This window comes from Rhizobium sp. N621 (assembly GCF_001664325.1).
Classification (GTDB): domain Bacteria; phylum Pseudomonadota; class Alphaproteobacteria; order Rhizobiales; family Rhizobiaceae; genus Rhizobium; species Rhizobium esperanzae.
This window is the reverse complement of the sequence record NZ_CP013495.1, coordinates 883,809-902,416: the sequence shown is the minus strand read 5'-3', so window position 1 is coordinate 902,416 and position 18,608 is coordinate 883,809. Positions and strand designations below refer to the sequence as shown.

Genomic DNA, 18,608 nt, shown 5'->3' with positions numbered 1-18,608 from the left:
GGGTTGGGGCGGGTCTTTGCCCACGCATCAAATAATAACGTGCGAGCCCAGCTCCACGACGCGGTTGGCCGGCAGGCGGAAGTAGTCCGAGGGGTTGGCGGCGGCGTTGGCCAGCGCGATGTACAGCCGGTCCTGCCAGTAGGGCATGCCCGACTTGGCATCCGGCACCAGCTTGCGGCGGCCGAGATAGAAGGAGGTCGACATGATGTCGAACTTCAGACCGGTCTTGCGCAACGTTGCCAGCGCCTGCGAGACGTTCTGCGATTCCATGAAGCCGAAGAGCAGCTCGACGCGCGAGAAGCGTTCGGAAATCGGCTCGACCTTGTAGCGGTCGTGGCTCGGTACACGCGGCTTGTTGACCGTGCGGATCGTCAGGATGACGTTGCGATCGTGAAGCACGTGGTTGTGCTTGAGATTGTGCAGCAGGGCGGCGGGGGCCGATTCCGGATCACTGGTCAGGAAGATCGCCGTGCCCGGAACCTGGGCCGGCGAATGCTCGCTCTTACGCTCGATGGAACTGACGAAGGAGGCGAGCGGAATATCGGTGTGCCGGGTCTTCTCCATCAGGATCGCGGTGCCGCGGCGCCAGGTCCACATGACGACGGTAAAGGCAGTAGCGATCAGGATCGGGATATAGCCGCCATCGTGGATCTTCAGAAGGTTGGCGCCGAGGAAGATCATTTCGAGCACGACGAGCGGCGCGAGCGCGATCACCGCGACCGGCAGCGACCAATTCCAGCGGGCGCGGACGAATTCGAAGGCCATGATAGAGGTGACGACCATGGCGCCCGTGACGGAGATGCCGTAGGCGGTCGCCAATGCGTCCGACGTCTTGAAGCTCAGCACCAGGAAAATGACGCCAAAGAACAGCACGGCGTTGACCGACGGCAAGAAGATCTGTCCCGTGTTGGTTTCCGAGGTGAAGAGGATTTCCATGCGCGGCAGGAAGCCGAGGTTGATGCCCTGGCGCACCAGCGAAAAGGCCCCCGTTATGACGGCCTGGCTGGCGATGATTGTTGCGGCGGTGGCGAGGATGACGACCGGCAGCAGCGCCCATTGCGGAAACATCAGATAGAAGGGGTCGGACATCGTCTCCGGTCTGCCGAGCACGAGCGCGCCCTGCCCGAGATAGTTCAGCGTCAACGCCGGAAACACCAGCGCGAACCAGGCCCATTGGATCGGGCGACGGCCGAAATGGCCGAGATCGGCATAAAGCGCCTCGGCGCCTGTCACCGTCAGGAAGACGGCACCAAGCACGACGACACCGTAAAAACCCTCATGCAGCAGGAAGCTGACCGCATAATAGGGGTTGAAGGCGGCCAGAATGCCGAAATCGTCGGAGATGTGGGAAATGCCGGCGGCGGCGATGACGAGGAACCAGACGGCGGTGATCGGGCCGAAGAATTTGGCGACGGCCCCGGTGCCGCGCGACTGCACGACGAAGAGCAGCACCAGGATCGCCACCGAGATCGGCACGATGTATTCCGCCAGGCTGGGCGTGACGAGCTTCAGACCCTCGACGGCCGACAGCACCGAAAGCGCCGGCGTGATCATCGCATCGCCGAGGAACAGGGCAGCGCCCATCAGTCCGAGCAGCATCAGCAGTGCGGTATGACCGTTGGCGGTCTTCATCAGAAGGGCGAGCAGCGACAGCGTGCCGCCCTCCCCGTCGTTGTCGGCGCGCAGCAGGAACAGAACGTATTTGATGGTGACGATGATGGTCAGCGCCCAGATCATCAGCGAAATCAGACTGATGACCTCGAAACGGGTGACGCCGTCATGGGCGACGGGCTTCAGCGCTTCGCGAAAAGCGTAGAGCGGGCTCGTGCCGATATCGCCATAGACGACACCGACGGAACCGAGCGCGAGATAGAACAGCTTGCGTGGCGTCATATGGCGTTCGTGCGGAGGATGGCTCTCTTCGGACATGAAATTTCAACAAGCTCCTCAGAGCCAGCCTTTCCAGCGAAAAAAGAAAAAAGGAATGACGGCCGATATTACCATCAAGGCCAGCGAATAGGGATAACCCCCCGTCCAGGCCAGTTCCGGCATGACCTGAAAATTCATGCCATAGATGGAGGCGACCAATGTCGGCGGCAGGAACACGACCGAGGCGATCGAGAAAATCTTGATGATCGAGTTCTGTTCGATGTTGATGAGGCCGAGCGAGGCATCGAGCAGGAAGGTGATGTTGGCGGCAACGAAGGAGGCATGCTCCGACAGCGACTGAATATCGCGTGAGACGGTGCGGCAGAGCTCCTTCGCCTCGTGATCCTGCTGGATCGCCGGGATCGTGTAGAAGAACGTCAGAAGCCGGGAAAGCGAGCCGAGACTGTCTCGCAGCTTGCTGATCATGCGGTGATGACCGGCGATATCGCGCAATTTCTGCTCGAGGTAGTTTGAAGGCTTGCGGACCTTTTTCGCCCTGCCGAAGACATGCGTCGACAAGATGTCGATGCGCGAGACGGAGATTTCGAGGATTTCGGCAGTCCGGTCGACGATCGTCTCCAGCAGCTTGGCAAGAAGGGCCGCGCCGCTGCGCCAGTTTTCCGGCAGCCGGTGCAGGGCGGCGATAAACAGCGCAAAGGATTTCGGTTGGGCGTAGCGGATGGTGACCAGGCGGTTTTTGGCCAGGATGAAGGCGACATCAGTCAGCGTCGGCGCGTCGGTATCGGCCTTCCAGACCAGCGAAGCGGTCATGAAGACGGCGTCGTTTTCGATATAAAGGCGAGCCGAAGGTTCGATGTCCTTGAGATCGTCACGGGTCGGAACCTCGATGCCGAGAACCTTCTCGACATAAAGCTCCTCCTCGCGGCTCGGCTCGATCATGTCGATCCAGACGACATCCTCGGGAAAGGATGCCGGCTGCCCGAGATCGCGGATCTCGACCGATTTGCAATTGGAACGGTAAGCGGTGATCACCGGCAGCGTCTCCGATGCTCACGACACTTCGTGGTCATCGCCATCTTCATCGCAAGCCTTTCCATCCGTCCGCCATCGCGGCAATGCGAGGCTGGCACGTCCCAGGTCCAAACGGAAGCAGATCAAGAAAGTTCATACAACTCCGGCTGCATCCGGCCGCAAAAGCCAGCATGCCCATTGTGCTCCACCGCATCGCAGTACCCATCCTTCGACCTTGCAGGCGGGCCGGACCTTCGAAACGAAGACGGCCGTCGTTGAGCATCTGCAGCAATGCCATCATGGCGCCGCGGCATATGAAGCAAAGCCGTGAAATAATCAAGACATCTTCCGTGAAGCGCGGCTTTTCACCACATTTCCTGCACAATTCGGGGTGATCGCAACGGTGATTCGGCGGCTCAGCGCTCTGCTGTCATGCGCGCGCCCTGGCCTGGAAGTCTGCCCATAAACGGAGACGTCATTCAAAAACGATCGCCGGCGCCGGGCGCTGGGGCTGGCCGCCGAGCTGCTGCCACACCTTGGCGGCGATGCCGCGATAGATGCCGGCGACGACGCCGTTCGGATCGGAGGCGACGAGCGGCGTGCCGGCATCTGACGTTTCGCGGATGTTCATCGTCAGCGGCACTTCGCCGAGGAAGGGCACGCCGATGCGCTCGGCCTCCTTGCGGGCGCCGCCATGACCGAAGATGTCGTAGCGGGTACCGGTGTCGGGCGCTATGAAATAGCTCATGTTTTCGACGATGCCGAGAACCGGCACCTCGACTTTGCGGAACATGTTGAGGCCCTTGCGGGCATCGATCAGGGCAAGGTCCTGCGGCGTGGAAACGATGACGGCGCCGGCAAGCGGCACTTGCTGGGCCATCGTCAATTGCGCATCGCCGGTGCCGGGCGGCATGTCGACGACCAGGACGTCGAGCTCGCCCCATGCCACTTCGCGCAGCATCTGCAACAGCGCCGACTGGACCATCGGCCCGCGCCAGATCATCGCCGTCTCCTCGTCGACGAGGAAACCCATCGACATCACCTTGAGGCCGTAATTCTCCATCGGATTGATGATGCGGCCATCGATCTGCGTCGGGCGGCCGGAGATTTTCAAGAGCCGCGGCATCGAGGGGCCGTAGATATCGGCATCGAGAATGCCGACGCGAAGACCGTTGGCGAGCAGACCGAGCGCCAGGTTGACGGCGGTGGTGGACTTGCCGACCCCGCCCTTGCCGGAGGCGACGGCAATGATGGCGCCGACACCGGGGACGCCGATCTTGCCGGTTCGGGGCGGCTGTTGCTGCGGCGCATGCGCGTGTTGCCCATGATCATGACCGGGATGACCGTGGGGCGGATTCGACGCCGGGCGGGCAGCGGGCGCGGCGGCCGCCTTCTTGTCCGCAGTCAGCGTGACGAGAGCACCCTTGACACCCGGGATCTCCTTGATGACGCGCTCGGCGGCGAGCCGCATCGGCTCCAGTTCCTTGGCGCGCTCGGCCGGAACGGTGATGGAGAAATAGACCTTGCCGTCGGAAATGAAGATATCGGAGACCATGCCGAGCGCGACGATGTCGTGTTCAAGATCCGGTCCGCGCACGGTCTTCAGCGTTTCGAGAACCTGTTCCTTCGTGACGTCAGTCATTCCACCCTCATTGCTTCTTCTCGCAGACTACGGCGCCGCGCGCCTTTCAAGACGCGCGCATGATTTTAGTCTCGGCCGATTCCGACCAAGACATGAAATCATGCGGTAGAGATAGTGGAGCCGCACGCCTTCGCCAAACAAAATCATCGGGAGGAAAATTCGATTTGCCGGCGTCGAAAACGCCGGCGGGGACCCCGCGAAGCCGTTGCGGCCATCAAGTCCGCCGGGCTTTTCGCCCTGATGGCCGCAACGGTCTCTCTCCCCGAGAACCGGCGCAATGCGGGGCGAACTAGCGCAAGCCGAAAAAAAGGCCAGAGAAAAGTGATCGGGAAGAGGAATTCGTCAACAGCTGCGAAAGAAGCGGTGCCAAAAGGCAACAACCGCCACCGACGCCGAGGGCCGGGAGAGAAGCGGCGTCGGCGTCGGGCAGCGGTGTGTCGGCCGCGCCATTTCCTGGCGCTGGTCATCAAAGTCCCCTCTGGACCTCTGGCAAAGGAGATGCAGAAAGCGTGCCAGATGAAAAAATCGGGAAAAGCGCGCAGAAGTGCCGGCGGCGCGTCCCGTTTCTGCCTAAGCACTGAGCGGCCGCCCGCAGCGCGCCGCCATCTTTGCGACTTATTTGATCAGGCCGATCCGCAGCGCCTTGGCGACCGCCTGGGTGCGGTTGACCGTGTCCAGCTTCTTGGTGGCGCGGTTGAGGTAATGATTGACCGTATGCTCGGACAGCGCCAGGATTTCCGCGATTTCGGCGCTGGTCTTGCCGGCCGCCGTCCAGTTGAGGCAGTCGATTTCGCGGTCGGTCAGCGAGTCCGTCATGCGCGTGTCAAGGTTGCGGATTTCGGCAAGCCTGTCGAAGACATGGATGGCGATATAGCAAAGCTCGCGCATCTCGGCGGCGCTGAACGGTTCACGATCGCCCGAGAAGGAGACGGCGCCGCGCAGGCCGGAGGCCTCATGGGTTGGGAAATAGGCGCCGCGCATCATCCTGAAACGCTCGAACAACCCGGTGACCAGCGCGGACTTGCCGTCGTCCCGCGACCAGGTCTCACGCGACATGTCGTAAAAGAACGGCCGCGTCGATGTTCTCAGCCGCCTCAGAACCGGGCTGTTCACCATCAGCGCTTCCTGGTCGTAGAGCGCCAGAAGCTCGGCCGGCCAACTGGTGATGACGGTGCTGCCCTGCAGGTCGAGAGAGGTGATCGGCGGCAGATTGAGAACCATGAAGGCGCGGCTGCGATAAGCTTCCGTGACGCGTTTCAAGAAACGGAAAATATCGAACTGCGTCTTCAGGCCGGCGATTTCATTGATGTAATCGTCTTCTTCCGTGGATGTTTGCGACAAGGGTACCATCACAGTTTTCATCTTCGGCGCCGCGGCCGGTTTGGTTGCATCGAGGCGTGAGGAGCGTGAGTTGGATCACGTGGAGCCGGCCTCGGCGGACAGGCTTCGGCCAATGCGTGGTTGCAGATTTCGCGGGCCATTCCACTTGGCGTGATTCGACCGTAAATCTCAATATCGCGCTCATCATAAGCATGCTCAGCAAGGGGGTCGAGCAAGGGATGACCGTCAACGGCGCGGGCCGAGGCGAACGCGCATGCCCTCCATAATCCTTGCAGCCGCCAGCTGCACGGGAACGGCCCACTGACGCAGAAGTTCCATCGACAGCCGATAGGCCGGGCCGGTGACCGAAATGCCGCCGATGAAGGTGCGATCCTCCGACCAGACGGGCGCGGCGACGCAGCGGATGCCGGCCTCGTGCTCCTCGCGGTCGAAAGCATAGCCCTGTTCGGCAATCTCGCGGATTTCGGCGGTAAGCGTCTCGGCCGAAGCATGGGTCGAGGCGGTAAAGCTGGTGAAGCTCAGACCGGCGAGGAGGTCGACAAGAGTTTCTCGCGAAAGCAGCGAAAGAGCGGCCTTGCCGACCCCAGTGCAGTAGCAGGGCGACGCGTTACCGATCTGCGAATACATGCGCACCGGCTGACGGCCTTCAACCTTGTCGAGATAAATGATCGACTGTCCCCGGAGAACGCCGAGATGCACCGTCTCGCCGGTCGCCTGCTGGAGTTCGCTCAGGTGCGGTTCGGCAACCAGGCGGAATTCGTTGCGCGCCCAGCTGCGCGCGGCAAAATCGAGCAGGCGCAGGCCCGGCGCATAACGGCCGTCGCCATCAAGCTCGAGCAACCCCTCCTCCACCAGGTGGCTGAGCTGGCGATGCAGCGTGCCGCGCGGCTGGCCGGCCCGCGCCAGAATATCGGTGAAGCGCAATGGCGTATCCGCATGGGTGACGAGATCGAGGAGAACCATCAATTTGCCGAGGGTGCCGGTCTCGCGTGCCTGAGCCATGCCGTCGCTTGAAGTCATTGTCTATGTGCCATTCAATCGGTTCGCGCTTGCAAGCCTGCGCCCTTGACAGAAAGCCCAGCATAATCCGATAATTCCACATAGTCAAATTAAGTTCCAAATAATGGAACATCAGCGGCCGGAGGAGACGGTGAGCGCAGTGGCAGCACAATTTCCCGAGTTCAAGGATCGCGCCGTGCTCGTGACCGGCGGCGGATCCGGCATCGGCGCGGCGATCGTCGAAGGTTTCGCACGCCAGGGCGCCAAGGTCTCCTTCATCGACATTGCCGAGACGGCCGGCAGGGAACTCGCCGAAAGACTGTCGCGGGAAACGGCGCATCCGGTGCTCTTCTACCATGCCGATCTGCGCGACATCGAGGCGATCCGGCGCACGGTCGATGCCGTCGTTCAGACATCCGGGCCGATCCGCGTGCTTGTCAACAACGCCGCCTGGGACGACCGCCATGAATTTGATGATGTGACCGAGGCCTATTGGGACAACAATCAGGCGGTCAATCTGCGGCACGTGTTCTTCACCTCGCAGGCGGTGGCGCCGTCGATGCGGTCGGCCGGCGGCGGCGCGATCGTCAATATGTCGTCGATCGCCTTCAAGCTGAACATGGGCGGATTTCCCGCCTATGCGGCAGCGAAGGCGGCGGTCGTCGGACTGACGAAGAGCATGGCGGGCCGGCTCGGGCCGGAGAATATCCGGGTCAACTGCATCCTGCCCGGCATGGTGGTGACCGAACGGCAGATGCAGCTGTGGCTCACCGAGGAAAGCATCGCGCGCTCGGTCGAGCAGCAATGCCTGAAAGTCGCGCTCAAGGCCGATGCGATCGTCGGTCCCTGCCTGTTTCTTGCATCCGACTGCGCGGCGGCGATGACCGCCCAGTCCCTGATCGTCGATGGAGGCGTTTTGTAATGGCTAATCCCGCTTATGTCGCGGTGGACTGGGGCACCAGCAGTTTCCGGCTCTGGCTGATCGGCAGGGACGGCAGCATCCTTGCCGAACGCCGCAGCGGCGAAGGCATGACCAGCGCGGCAAAGACCGGCTTTTCCGCCGTGCTGTCGGGCCATCTTACAGCTGTCGAAGCGCCGGAAGGCCTGCCTGTCATCGTCTGCGGCATGGCCGGCGCAAGGCAGGGCTGGGTCGAGGCCGGTTATATCGACGTGCCCGCGCCGCTCGCCTCGATCCTCACTGCGGCGGTCCGCGTGCCGGGTGAAAGCCGTGACATCCGCATCCTGCCGGGCCTTGCCCAGCGGGATGTGGCGAGGCCCGATGTCATGCGCGGCGAGGAAACCCAGCTTCTCGGCGCGCTCGGCCGCGCGAATTCCGCGGCGCAGGCAGTCTGCATGCCCGGCACGCATTCGAAATGGGTGCATGTCGTGGACGGCAAGGTCACCGGCTTTTCGACCTTCATGACCGGCGAACTTTTCGACGCGATCAGTAAAAGTACGATCCTGTCGCATGCCGTGTCGGGTGCCGAACAACAGCCGGCGGATACGGCTGCCTTCGAGGCGGCGGTATCGGCGGCCTTTGCGCATCCGGCACTTGCCTCCAATCTGCTGTTTACCGCCCGTTCGGGCCAGCTGCTGCACGGGATCTCCGCCGCATCAGCGCAGGCCCGGCTTTCCGGCACACTGATCGGCCTCGAAATTGCCGGCGCGCTGCAGGATGCCGCCAACTCAGGCATCACCCTCGTCGCCTCCGGACGCCTGCAGGCGCTCTACGAGCAGGCTTTCAACACCCTCTCCCTTGCCTTCACCGCCATCGACGCCGACGCGGCCGTGCGCCGCGGCCTATCGGCAGCCGCCGAAGCCATCTGGCCGAATTGAGAAAGCTGACACGATGAACCGTATCCCCTTCCCCGACATGAAGCGCCCGCTGATCGCCATCCTGCGCGGCATCCGGCCCGACGAGACCGAGAGCGTCGTCGGCGCCTTGATCGAAAACGGCCTGACGGCGATCGAGATCCCACTCAATTCGCCGGAGCCGTTCAAATCCATCGAGATTGCCGCGAAGATGGCGCCGGCCGAGGTGCTGATCGGCGCCGGCACGGTGCTGACGGTGGAGGCTGTCGACAGTCTGAATGCGGCCGGCGGCAAGCTGCTGGTGACCCCGAATGTCGAACCGGAGGTGATCATCCGGGCGGGCGAACATGGTATGGTGACGATGCCCGGCGTCTTTACGCCGACCGAGGCGCTCGCCGCAGCGCGGGCCGGCGCCACCGGTCTCAAATTCTTCCCGGCGAGCGTTCTTGGCCCCTCCGGCATCACGGCGATCCGGGCGATCCTGCCGCCGGAACTGACGATTGCCGCCGTCGGCGGCGTGTCGGAGAAGAACTTCGCCGATTACACCAAGGCCGGCATCTCAGCCTTCGGCCTCGGCACCAGCCTCTACAAGCCCGGAATGACCGCGGCAGAGGTTGCCGAGCGCGCCAAGACGACCATTTACGCCTATGATGCAGCCATGGGAGCGTGAACGTATGACCGACATTTACGAGTTCGAAGGCAAGACCCTTTGCAACACCAATTCCGTTCTCGGCGAAGGTCCGACCTATGATCCGGACAGCGATACCGTCTGGTGGTTCAACATCCTCGGCAAGGAGCTGCACGAGCTCAACCTTTCGACGCGCGCCAAAAAGGTCCATTCGCTGCCGGTCATGGCAAGCGTGCTGGCCCGCATCGACGCCGGACGGCAGCTGATCGCGACCGAAGAAGGGCTTTTCGTGCGCGACTTGGCCAGCGGCAACCTCACCTTCTATGCGGCGCTCGAAAACGACAGACCGGAGAACCGCTCGAATGACGGCCGCACCCATCCGTCGGGCTCACTCTGGATCGGCACGATGAGCAAGCGGGCGGAGAACCAGGCCGGCGCCATCTATCATGTTGCCGGCGGCAAGGTGACAAAGATCTTCAGCGGCATCAGCATCCCGAATTCAATCTGCTTTTCCCCGGACGGCACGGTCGGATACTACACGGATTCCCGCATCAACCGGCTGATGCGCGTCATGGTCGATCCGCAGACCGGCCTGCCCTCGGGCGAGCCGATCGTGCTCGTCGACAGCATGAACGAGCCCGGCGGCATCGACGGTTCGGTGGTCGATGCCGACGGCTATATCTGGAATGCCCGCTGGGGCGCCGGCGTCGTCGATCGCTACAATCCCGATGGCTTGCGTATCTCGCGCTACAAGGTTCCCGCCGTCCAGCCCTCCTGCCCGGCCTTCATCGGCGCCAATGCAGACCGGCTGGCGGTGACGACGGCCTGGGAAGGGCTTGACGAGGATGCCCGTTCGGCTCAACCGAGTGCCGGCGCGCTTCTGGAACTCGGCATCGAGGTCAAGGGCGTGTTCGATCCCGTCTATGTGCTGTGACTGCCGTATCGGCCAGCCACCATTCAAGGCGCTCCCGAGTGGGGCGCCTTTTTCGTTTCGGGCCGTTCGCCAATAAAAGTTCCGTGATAATCGAGAAATTTTCCGTGTTTTCAACCGGAACCAATCGGCGCACCGCTCATTTTCCCTTCGAACCGGCGCGGCAAAGGATGATGCATTGCCGAGTCAGCGATCACTCTAGGGAAATGAAAGTAGGTTCGAAATGACAAGCAAACTTTTGACGACCGTTGCCGCTGGCGCGCTGTTTGCCACGGCTTTCGCACCGGCGGCATTCTCGCAGACGGCGCCGCAGCCTGCCGATCCCGCCGCGACCAATCAGGCAGCGCCGGCCGATCCGGCTGCCCCCAAGCCGGTCACCCCTGATGTCACCAAGCCCGCAGGCGACGCTGCACAGGCTCCGGCTGTAAAACCGAGCACGGATGTCGCTCAAGGTACCTATCTGACGGAGCAGGCTCCGGACCAGGTCAGTGCCAACACCTATATCGGTCAGTCGGTCTATAACGCCAACAATGAAAGCATCGGTAGCATCAACGACCTGATCATGAAAAAGGATGGCGGCATCGTTGCTGCGATCGTCGGCGTCGGCGGCTTCCTCGGCATTGGCGAAAAGGATGTCGCCGTTCCGATGGAGAAAATCGCCATCGCCCAGAATACCCAGGATGGCAGTCTCAAGCTGACAACCAGCGAGACCGCTGAATCGCTGAAGGCTGCGCCCGAGTTCAAGACGCTGGCAATGCAGTCTGCAGAGAAGGCCCCGGCCGCAACCGGCACCGATACGACGGCAACCGGCTCGACCACGCCTAAGTAAACCGCGCGCGCGGTAGTATAGCGTAGGTGATGGCGCTCCTAGGGGCGCCATCGCTGTTTGGTGATCGCTTGACGCAATCCCGAACGCAAAACCGCTGCGCACTTTTGCTGGGATAGCTTATGCGCTGACGCGTTCGGCGGGCGCCATATCGTAATAGTTCTCGTGCAGGAAGCGCAGCGTGGCGATGCCATCGGCCGGGCGGCCGAAATGGTAGCCCTGGCCCATGCCGCAGCCGAGTGTGCGCAGCTTCACCGCCTCGGCATAATCCTCGATGCCTTCGGCCACGACTTCCAGCTCCAAGCCTTCGCACATGGAAAGGATCGCCTTGATGATGTGTTCGGAGGCGCGGTCGGAATTGATGCGCGAGACGAAGGCGCGGTCGATCTTGATCTTGTCGAAAATGAAGTCGCGCAGACGCCCGAGGCTCGACTGGCCCGTGCCGAAATCGTCGAGGGAGATGCGAACGCCGGCGGCGCGCAGATCGGCGATGATGCGATGGGCGGTATCGGCCGAACCCATCACCGCCGTCTCGGTGATTTCCAGTTCCAGGCGGTGCGGGTCGAAGCCGACGCGGCCGAGGATCGACAGGATGCTACCGCTCGTGCCGGGATCCATCAGCTGCGCCGAAGAGAGGTTGAAGGACAGGAAGAGTTCGCGCGGCCAAGACAAGGCTGCTTCGGCGGCCTTGCGAAGCAGGGCCTCCGACAGCGCATCGATGAAACCGCGCTCTTCGGCGAGCGGCACGAAGACGCCGGGGGACACGAAGCCGAGATCGGGATCGTTCCAGCGGGCGAGCGCCTCGAAGCCGACGACCTGATTGTTGCCGAGCGAGACGATCGGCTGGAAATGAACGTCGATCGCGTCGGAGATGATCGCATTTCTGAGCGCCTGCTCCAGCTGTGTCGCACGCTTCATCTCCTGGGCGATTTCACGCGAATAGACGGTGATCTGGCCGCGGCCGCGACGCTTGGAACGATAGAGGGCGGTTTCGGCGCTCTTCAACAGTTCCTCGCAATCCTCTCCGGCGAACGGGAAGATGGCGAAGCCGAAGGAGGCGGAGAGACGGACATTGCGGTCGCCGAGGTCATAGGGCGCCGACAGCACCTCGCGGATCATCTGGCCGAATTTTTCGGCGCTCGCCCGCTCGAAGATCAACGGCAGCACGAAGGCGAATTCGTCACCATCGTGACGGGTGACCAGCGCCCCGTCCGGAATGCAGGCCCTGAGCCGATGGGCGACCTGGCAAAGGATCTCATCGCCGGCCGAGGAGCCAAAAAGATCGTTGATCGGCTTGAAGCTGTCGAGATTGGCGATGCCGATGGTGAAGGGAGCGGGATCGCTGGCGCGCTCGGCAGAGATCTGCAGCACCTTGTCGCGCATGCGATTGCGGTTTCCCAACCCGGTCAGCGGATCGGTATAAGCCATCGCCTGAAGCTCATTATGACTCACGGTCAAGGAAGCTGTTTCCGCCGATTTCATCATCCAAACCCGAGCTTCCCTCCGCAGCCGAGGAGAGAATGACCGGCATTTCTTAACAATTCGCTAGTAAATCAGCTGCCTTTGACGGGCTGATCTACCCCAGATTTGGGGAGATTGCTGTATACGGGAGACGGCGACCGGACTTCCGTCTCATCCGCTCGCTCGAACCGGCGCAGCCCCTTCCGTCAGGTATTTCTGAAATATCGTCTCCAGCATGTCGGGACTGACGGGCTTCATGATGACGTCGTCCATGCCCGATTTGGCGCATTCGGCGCGATCGCGCTCGAAGGCCTGGGTCAGCACGCCGATGATCGGCGTGCGGGCTGCGCGGCCGGCTTCCTCCATCTGTCGGATCAGGCGCGCCGCCTCGAAGCCGTTGAAGCCCGGCAGCGAAATGTCCATCAGCACCACGCCGGGCCGGTGTTCGGCCCAGAGGCGCACGACCTCGTCGCCGGTCACAGCGATCATATGACGATAGCCGAGGCCCTCGAGGATCTGTGAAAACACGATCTGATTGATATCGTTGTCTTCGGCGACGAGAACCTGCAAGCCGGCAGTATCGTCGGAAGTGCTGATTTCCCAATCCGCGTCCGCCCCGCTGCCGTTGTTGCGGCTGTTGCGATTGAAATGGCGGGCGATCTGGAAGGTGAGCTCGTTGGCGATCTGGAAGCCGTCCATGACGAGCGCCGGAATTCCGTATTGCTCGGCAAGCTCGAGGCAGCGCATGCCCATCTGATTGTCGATGATCAGCAGATCGAGCGAAATGCCGGAGGAGGTGGCGATTTCCAGGAACCGCTCCTCTTCATCCTCGCCGCGCACCGAGCAGGATTCGAAACCGTATTTCGTCAGCGTCCGCAGAGCGGCGGTCTCGGCGGCGAGGTCGGCGGTGACGACGAGAATCTTGCGGCCGGAGAAATTCTCCGGAACGATCGCCTCCATCGCCGCCGGCTCGCGGCGCTCCACCGCGCTCGGCACCGGCACATAGGCGCGGCGATAACTCTGGTTGGTGGAGGCGGTGATCGCCGAGGCGCGGTCGAACTCCTCGAGATCGGCGCCGTCGCGCGGCAGGTCCTGCATGGTCGACACCAGGAAATAGCGGCCGGGCTTGCCGATGCGATGCTTGCGGCTGACGATGTCGCGCTCGATGCCGTCGCGGGAGATCTGCCGCTGGCGGGAGATCGACATCTCGCCGGTTTCCAGCACGTGACGATCGCTTTCTTCGAAGCGCTTGGCGATCTCGGGTGAGAAGAGATCGCCGCTCTTGCGCCCGAGCACCTCGTCGGCGCTCCTCTGGTATTTCTCACAAAAGGCGAGGTTTACCGCGACATAGGTGAGGTTGCGATCCTTGACGAAAAGCGGGAACGGCAGGTTATCGAGAATGTCTTCGGTGAGCTGCACCCGCTCCATGTCCGAGCGCCACTGCTCCTCGCGCTTCTTGTCCTCGGAAATGTCGGAGACGACGGTGACGCCGTAACCGCCCGGCAGCCTGCGCTTGACGAAGCGGACCCAGCTGTCGGCGCCATGTCGCTCGACGGATTCGAAGCGTTCGCGCCAATGCGAGGCGATTTTCTGCGACAGCCAGTCCTCGCGGCTGAGCGAGCCGCTCTGCCTGATATATTGCTGGCGAACGCCGGTATCGTAGATCGCGCCCAGGAAATCGCGCAGCCGGATGCCTGGCTTCAGCATCTCGGACGGCAAGGGGAAGAATTCGAGAATCTGGCGGCTTGCGAAGATCAGATGATCGTTCTTGTCGTAGATGATGAACGCTGCCGAAAGGCTGTCGCACACCGCATCGAAGAGCGCCGTCTGCAGATCGGCCCCGGCGAGAGTCCCGTCGGTCTCTGATGATGTGTCCGCCTTTTCGAAGCCGGCACTCATTCCATTTCGTCCCACATCTGTTTGATTTCGCGGCTTCCGGAGGGTATTGATTAGAAATGCCATTTTTCTGTTAAAACCGGCTTAACACTGCCAATCCCCGAATTCGGGGCAGCCGCGGATCACAGTTTTGCCAAGCGATCGGAAAGCCCTTCCCTCCAGGCCGCGAATCCCCGAAAATAGCCCATGGCCATCAGACAGCTTTCCGAAACGCTCATCAACCAGATCGCCGCCGGCGAAGTCATTGAACGGCCGGCGAGCGCTGCCAAGGAATTGATCGAAAACGCGCTCGATGCGGGGGCGACGCGCATCGAGATCGCCACGGCAGGCGGCGGCAAGGCGCTGCTGCGGGTCAGCGACAACGGCTCCGGCATGGACGCCGGCGATCTGGAGCTGGCAATCAGGCGCCACTGCACCTCGAAGATCTCCGAGACGCTCGAGGATATCAGAACGCTCGGCTTTCGCGGCGAGGCGCTGCCTTCGATCGGGTCCGTGGCCAGGCTCAGCATCGCAAGCCGCAAGCGCGACAGCGCCGGCGGCCACGAGATTGCCGTCGCCGGCGGCAAGGTCCTGCATCTGAGGCCGGCCGCCGCCAATCCCGGCACGATCGTCGAAGTCCGCGACCTGTTCTTCGCCACGCCGGCGCGGCTCAAATTCCTGAAGACGGAGAAGGCCGAAGCCGGCGCCATTACCGAGATCGTCAAACGCATGGCGATCGCCTTTCCCGCCGTGCGCTTCGTGCTGTCCGGCTCTGACCGCGCAACGCTGGAATTTCCGGCGACGGGCGACGATCATCTGGCGCGCATGGCGCAGGTTCTCGGCAAGGACTTCAGCGACAATGCCATTGCGCTCGACGCCGTACGCGAGGACATCGCGCTGACCGGCTTTGCCGGCGTGCCGACCTTCAATCGCGGCAACTCCGCCCATCAATATGCCTTCGTCAACGGCCGCCCAGTGCAGGACAAGCTGATCCTCTCGGCGATCCGCGGCGCCTATGCCGAGACGATCCCGTCCGGGCGCTATCCGGTGGCAGTGCTGTCGATCACTCTCGATCCGGCCCTCGTCGACGTCAACGTGCATCCGGCCAAGTCCGACGTGCGCTTCCGCGATCCCGGGCTGGTGCGCGGCCTGATCGTCGGCGCCATCCGCGAGGCGCTCGCGCGCGACGGCAGCCGGGCGGCAACGACCGGCGCGAGCGATATGCTGCGCGCTTTCCGCCCCGGTTTCCCGCCCTATGGGCAGCGGCCACAGGCGCCATGGTCGGCAGAGACCTCCCCTTCCCGCCCCTACCAGCCGGCACCGGCTTTTTCCGAACGGCCGCAGGCATCCTTCGACGGTCTGTCGATGCCGACCGCACGGGCCGAGCCGCAATTTTCTCCCGACCCCGTGTCTCCCGGCCTGGCCTCTCCTCGCCCGGCCGCGCCGGAACCCGTCGGGCGTTATCCGCTCGGCGCGGCACGGGCGCAGATCCACGCCAATTATATCGTCGCCCAGACCGAGGACGGGCTCGTCATCGTCGACCAGCATGCGGCGCATGAGCGGCTGGTTTTCGAGGCGATGCGCAAGGCGCTGCATTCGAAGCGGCTGGCCTCGCAGGTGCTGCTCATCCCAGAGATCGTCGACATTCCGGAAGAAGATTGCGACCGGCTGATGCTGCACGCGGCAGAGTTTGCCGAACTCGGTCTGGCGATCGAGCGCTTCGGTCCCGGGGCGATCGCGGTGCGCGAAACGCCGGCCATGCTCGGCGAGGTCGACGCCCATGGCCTGATCCGCCAGCTTGCCGACGAGATCGCCGAATGGGATACGGCGTCGGGCCTGTCGGCCAAGCTCGAATATGTGGCGGCGACCATGGCCTGCCATGGATCGGTTCGCTCCGGCCGGCGGCTGCGGCCGGAGGAAATGAACGCGCTGCTGAGGGAAATGGAAGTAACACCCGGCTCCGGCCAGTGCAATCACGGCCGGCCGACCTATATCGAATTGAAGCTCAGCGATATCGAGCGGCTTTTCGGCAGAAGCTGAAAAAGCTGGCAAAGCCCTTCATGCGGGAGTATGGCAGACGGATGACAAGTTGCAGGGAACGGAGCGCATGAATTTGTTCGAAGGGCACGGAAACCGCGAGGCGAAGATCCGCTATCTCGACGGCGATTTCCAGATTCTCTCGCCCGGCTCCTACGTCGTCTGCGCGATGACCGGAAAAAACATCCCGCTCGACGAGCTGCGCTACTGGAGCGTCGCCCGGCAGGAGCCCTATGCGGACGTAATCTCGGCGATCGAAGCCGACAAACGCGCCGGCGTGCTGCCGAACCAGCGGCGTTAGCTCTTACCTTTCAATTCCCTTAAACGCCGCTCGCGACAGGCGACGATCGCCCGATCGATGATCAGGCTCGGGGCGAGGTGATCTTCGAAGATCATGTCGACTTCGATCACCCGGCATTTTTGCGCCAGTTGCTCCGCCTTGCCGTGATGGCCGGAGAGGCGAACGAAATCCTTCGACGTGGTGACGATCAGGAGGTCCTGGCGCTCGGCGGTCTTCAGGATATCGTCGATCTCCTCCTCGGTCAGGTGCTCGTGGTCGCCGAAGGTCTTGGCGACCACGATTTCGGCGCCGCGCGATTCGACGGTGCGGAAGAATTTGGCGGGATCGGCGATACCGGCGAAAGCAAGCACCTTGATGCCGGAAAGCCGGTCGTCGCCGCGCACCTTGAGCGAAGCGGTGAAATAGGGCTTTGCGGCGCGTGCCGCCATGCGGACGATGCCGTCGGCGGCATTGCCGCCGCCGACCTTCAGCAGCGCCGTCGCCGACCGCAGCTGCTGGCGGATCGGCGCGCGGACCGGGCCGGCCGGCACGATATGGCCGTTGCCAAGGCCGCGGGTCGCATCGATGACGAGCAGCGCATAGTCGATCGCCAGCCGGGCGCTCTGAAACCCATCATCCATGATGATGAGATCGGCGCCTTCCGCGACCAGACGCCGAGCACCGTCGACGCGCCGGCGGGAAATCACCGTCAGCGCCTCCTGGGCGAGCAACAGTGGTTCATCGCCGACGGCGACCGCCCGGTGATGATGGGGATCGACCACCGTCGTCACGTCGAGCGAGCCGCCGTAACCTCTGCTGAGAAAGCCGGGCTTCAGGCCTTTCGCCTTGGCGGCGCGGGCGAGCGTCAGCGCCGTGGGCGTCTTGCCGGCGCCGCCGACGGTGAAATTGCCGACGCAGATGACGGGAACGGAAACCGAGGCACGGCGCGCATGGGCCATGCGATGGCCGGCAATACGGCCGTAAAGAAAGGACAGCGGCGCCAGCAGCCAAGCCCGCCAATCGGCTTTCCTCCACCAGAACGGCGGCGCTTCTGAAATCATTTTGCCGTCCCGCTCCCCGCCCGGCCAGAGAATTTCGTTTTCCGGCCGGATTGAGAGGTTAAAATCGATGAAAATGCAAGCCTTTACCGATCAGGCCGGCTGCAGATCGGGCAGCAGCGTCTCAAGGGCGGTGATGTCGTCGAGCACATGATCGGCCGCCGCAGCAAGTGAATCGCGCGAGCCGGTTCCCGTCAACACGGCGATCCTAAGTCCCGTGCCGGCATTCAGGCCCATGTGCAGATCGTGATTGTTGTCGCCGACCATGGCGACCTCTTCAGGCAAAAGCCCGGTCGCAGCGCAGAAGCCGAGCACCATGCCCGGCTCCGGCTTGACGCCGAAGCCGCTGTCGTAGCCGGCGATATAATCGATATAGCCGGCAAAACCGAAGCGCTCCGCCGTCTGGCGGATGGAGCGCTCATTGTCGCTGGAGGCAACGCCGAGCTTGAAACCGCGCCGATGCAGCCTTGCAAAAAAGCCGGCAAGGTCGGTCACCGGCACGGAAAATTCAGCGGCGCCGGAAAAGAGGTCGTCGAGACGGATCGTCAACTCCCCGATATCGACCATCGATCCGGCGGCGACGAGACCCTCGGCGATCTGCCTTGTATTGCCGGCGGCGAGCAGGCTGTCGGGAACGATATGGCCGCTGACCGGATCCATGCCGCAGGCGGACAGCAGCCGGTCGGCCAGAAGCGGGTCGCCCTCAGCGGCGATGCGGGCAAGCTCGCGATTGACCGGCAGCCAGCTCTCATCATAGTCGAGCAGCGTGCCGTCCTTGTCGAAGAGGATGCCTTTGATGTGCGCCGGGCCCGACATC

General features: G+C 62.8%; 16 protein-coding genes. 7 read left to right on the top strand and 9 right to left on the bottom strand.

Annotation, left to right across the window (positions count from 1 at the left end):
* Window positions 1–27: 27 nt before the first annotated feature.
* From AMK00_RS04395 to AMK00_RS04370, 5 genes are all read right to left on the bottom strand, one after another.
* On the bottom strand, window positions 28–1,929 hold the full coding sequence (locus tag AMK00_RS04395) for a potassium transporter Kup (RefSeq protein WP_064800841.1): 1,902 nt from the start codon (window positions 1,927–1,929) through the stop codon (window positions 28–30).
* A gap of 18 nt (window positions 1,930–1,947) precedes the next feature.
* On the bottom strand, window positions 1,948–2,922 hold the full coding sequence (locus tag AMK00_RS04390) for a magnesium transporter CorA family protein (RefSeq protein ID WP_064809693.1): 975 nt from the start codon (window positions 2,920–2,922) through the stop codon (window positions 1,948–1,950).
* A gap of 454 nt (window positions 2,923–3,376) precedes the next feature.
* The gene (locus AMK00_RS04380; protein WP_064800838.1) at window positions 3,377–4,543 is read right to left on the bottom strand and encodes an Mrp/NBP35 family ATP-binding protein; all 1,167 of its coding nucleotides are present in this window, start codon (window positions 4,541–4,543) and stop codon (window positions 3,377–3,379) included.
* Between the two features lie 615 nt (window positions 4,544–5,158).
* Window positions 5,159–5,893, bottom strand: a complete 735-nt coding sequence (locus AMK00_RS04375) for a LuxR family transcriptional regulator (protein WP_064809692.1) — start codon at window positions 5,891–5,893, stop codon at window positions 5,159–5,161.
* A 216-nt stretch (window positions 5,894–6,109) separates the two neighbouring features.
* The gene (locus tag AMK00_RS04370; protein WP_064809691.1) at window positions 6,110–6,904 is read right to left on the bottom strand and encodes an IclR family transcriptional regulator; all 795 of its coding nucleotides are present in this window, start codon (window positions 6,902–6,904) and stop codon (window positions 6,110–6,112) included.
* A 103-nt stretch (window positions 6,905–7,007) separates the two neighbouring features.
* Here AMK00_RS04370 and AMK00_RS04365 point away from each other — a divergent pair, with 103 nt between their 5' ends.
* The 5 genes from AMK00_RS04365 to AMK00_RS04345 all read left to right on the top strand — a co-directional run bounded on the left by AMK00_RS04365 (window position 7,008) and on the right by AMK00_RS04345 (window position 11,083).
* Window positions 7,008–7,805, top strand: coding sequence for an SDR family NAD(P)-dependent oxidoreductase (locus AMK00_RS04365; protein ID WP_064809690.1), 798 nt, complete (start codon window positions 7,008–7,010; stop codon window positions 7,803–7,805).
* Entirely contained in the window at window positions 7,805–8,719 is a 915-nt protein-coding gene (locus AMK00_RS04360) for a 2-dehydro-3-deoxygalactonokinase (RefSeq protein ID WP_064809689.1), read from the top strand. The genes AMK00_RS04365 and AMK00_RS04360 overlap by 1 nt, the downstream gene beginning before the upstream one ends.
* Before the next feature lie 13 nt (window positions 8,720–8,732).
* Window positions 8,733–9,365, top strand: coding sequence for a 2-dehydro-3-deoxy-6-phosphogalactonate aldolase (locus AMK00_RS04355; protein WP_064809688.1), 633 nt, complete (start codon window positions 8,733–8,735; stop codon window positions 9,363–9,365).
* Between the two features lie 4 nt (window positions 9,366–9,369).
* A complete protein-coding gene (locus AMK00_RS04350) occupies window positions 9,370–10,257 on the top strand; it encodes an SMP-30/gluconolactonase/LRE family protein (RefSeq protein WP_064800833.1) in 888 nt (295 codons plus the stop codon).
* A gap of 220 nt (window positions 10,258–10,477) precedes the next feature.
* Window positions 10,478–11,083, top strand: coding sequence for a PRC-barrel domain-containing protein (locus AMK00_RS04345; RefSeq protein WP_064809687.1), 606 nt, complete (start codon window positions 10,478–10,480; stop codon window positions 11,081–11,083).
* Between the two features lie 117 nt (window positions 11,084–11,200).
* Here AMK00_RS04345 and AMK00_RS04340 read toward each other — a convergent pair whose 3' ends face one another.
* The gene (locus tag AMK00_RS04340; protein WP_064809686.1) at window positions 11,201–12,565 is read right to left on the bottom strand and encodes a putative bifunctional diguanylate cyclase/phosphodiesterase; all 1,365 of its coding nucleotides are present in this window, start codon (window positions 12,563–12,565) and stop codon (window positions 11,201–11,203) included.
* Between the two features lie 147 nt (window positions 12,566–12,712).
* Entirely contained in the window at window positions 12,713–14,440 is a 1,728-nt protein-coding gene (locus tag AMK00_RS04335; protein ID WP_064809685.1) for a response regulator, read from the bottom strand.
* Window positions 14,441–14,623: 183 nt separating this feature from the next.
* Here AMK00_RS04335 and mutL point away from each other — a divergent pair, with 183 nt between their 5' ends.
* On the top strand, window positions 14,624–16,456 hold the full coding sequence (gene mutL, locus AMK00_RS04330) for a DNA mismatch repair endonuclease MutL (RefSeq protein WP_064809684.1): 1,833 nt from the start codon (window positions 14,624–14,626) through the stop codon (window positions 16,454–16,456).
* Window positions 16,457–16,523: 67 nt separating this feature from the next.
* Window positions 16,524–16,754, top strand: coding sequence for a DUF2093 domain-containing protein (locus tag AMK00_RS04325; RefSeq protein ID WP_010010632.1), 231 nt, complete (start codon window positions 16,524–16,526; stop codon window positions 16,752–16,754).
* On the opposite strand, the gene lpxK is transcribed toward AMK00_RS04325, so the two are convergent.
* Both lpxK and AMK00_RS04315 read right to left on the bottom strand, forming a co-directional pair.
* The gene (gene lpxK, locus AMK00_RS04320; protein ID WP_064809683.1) at window positions 16,751–17,794 is read right to left on the bottom strand and encodes a tetraacyldisaccharide 4'-kinase; all 1,044 of its coding nucleotides are present in this window, start codon (window positions 17,792–17,794) and stop codon (window positions 16,751–16,753) included. The genes AMK00_RS04325 and lpxK overlap by 4 nt on opposite strands.
* Window positions 17,795–17,884: 90 nt before the next feature.
* Entirely contained in the window at window positions 17,885–18,607 is a 723-nt protein-coding gene (locus AMK00_RS04315; protein ID WP_064809682.1) for an HAD family hydrolase, read from the bottom strand.
* Between the last annotated feature and the right edge of the window lies 1 nt (window position 18,608).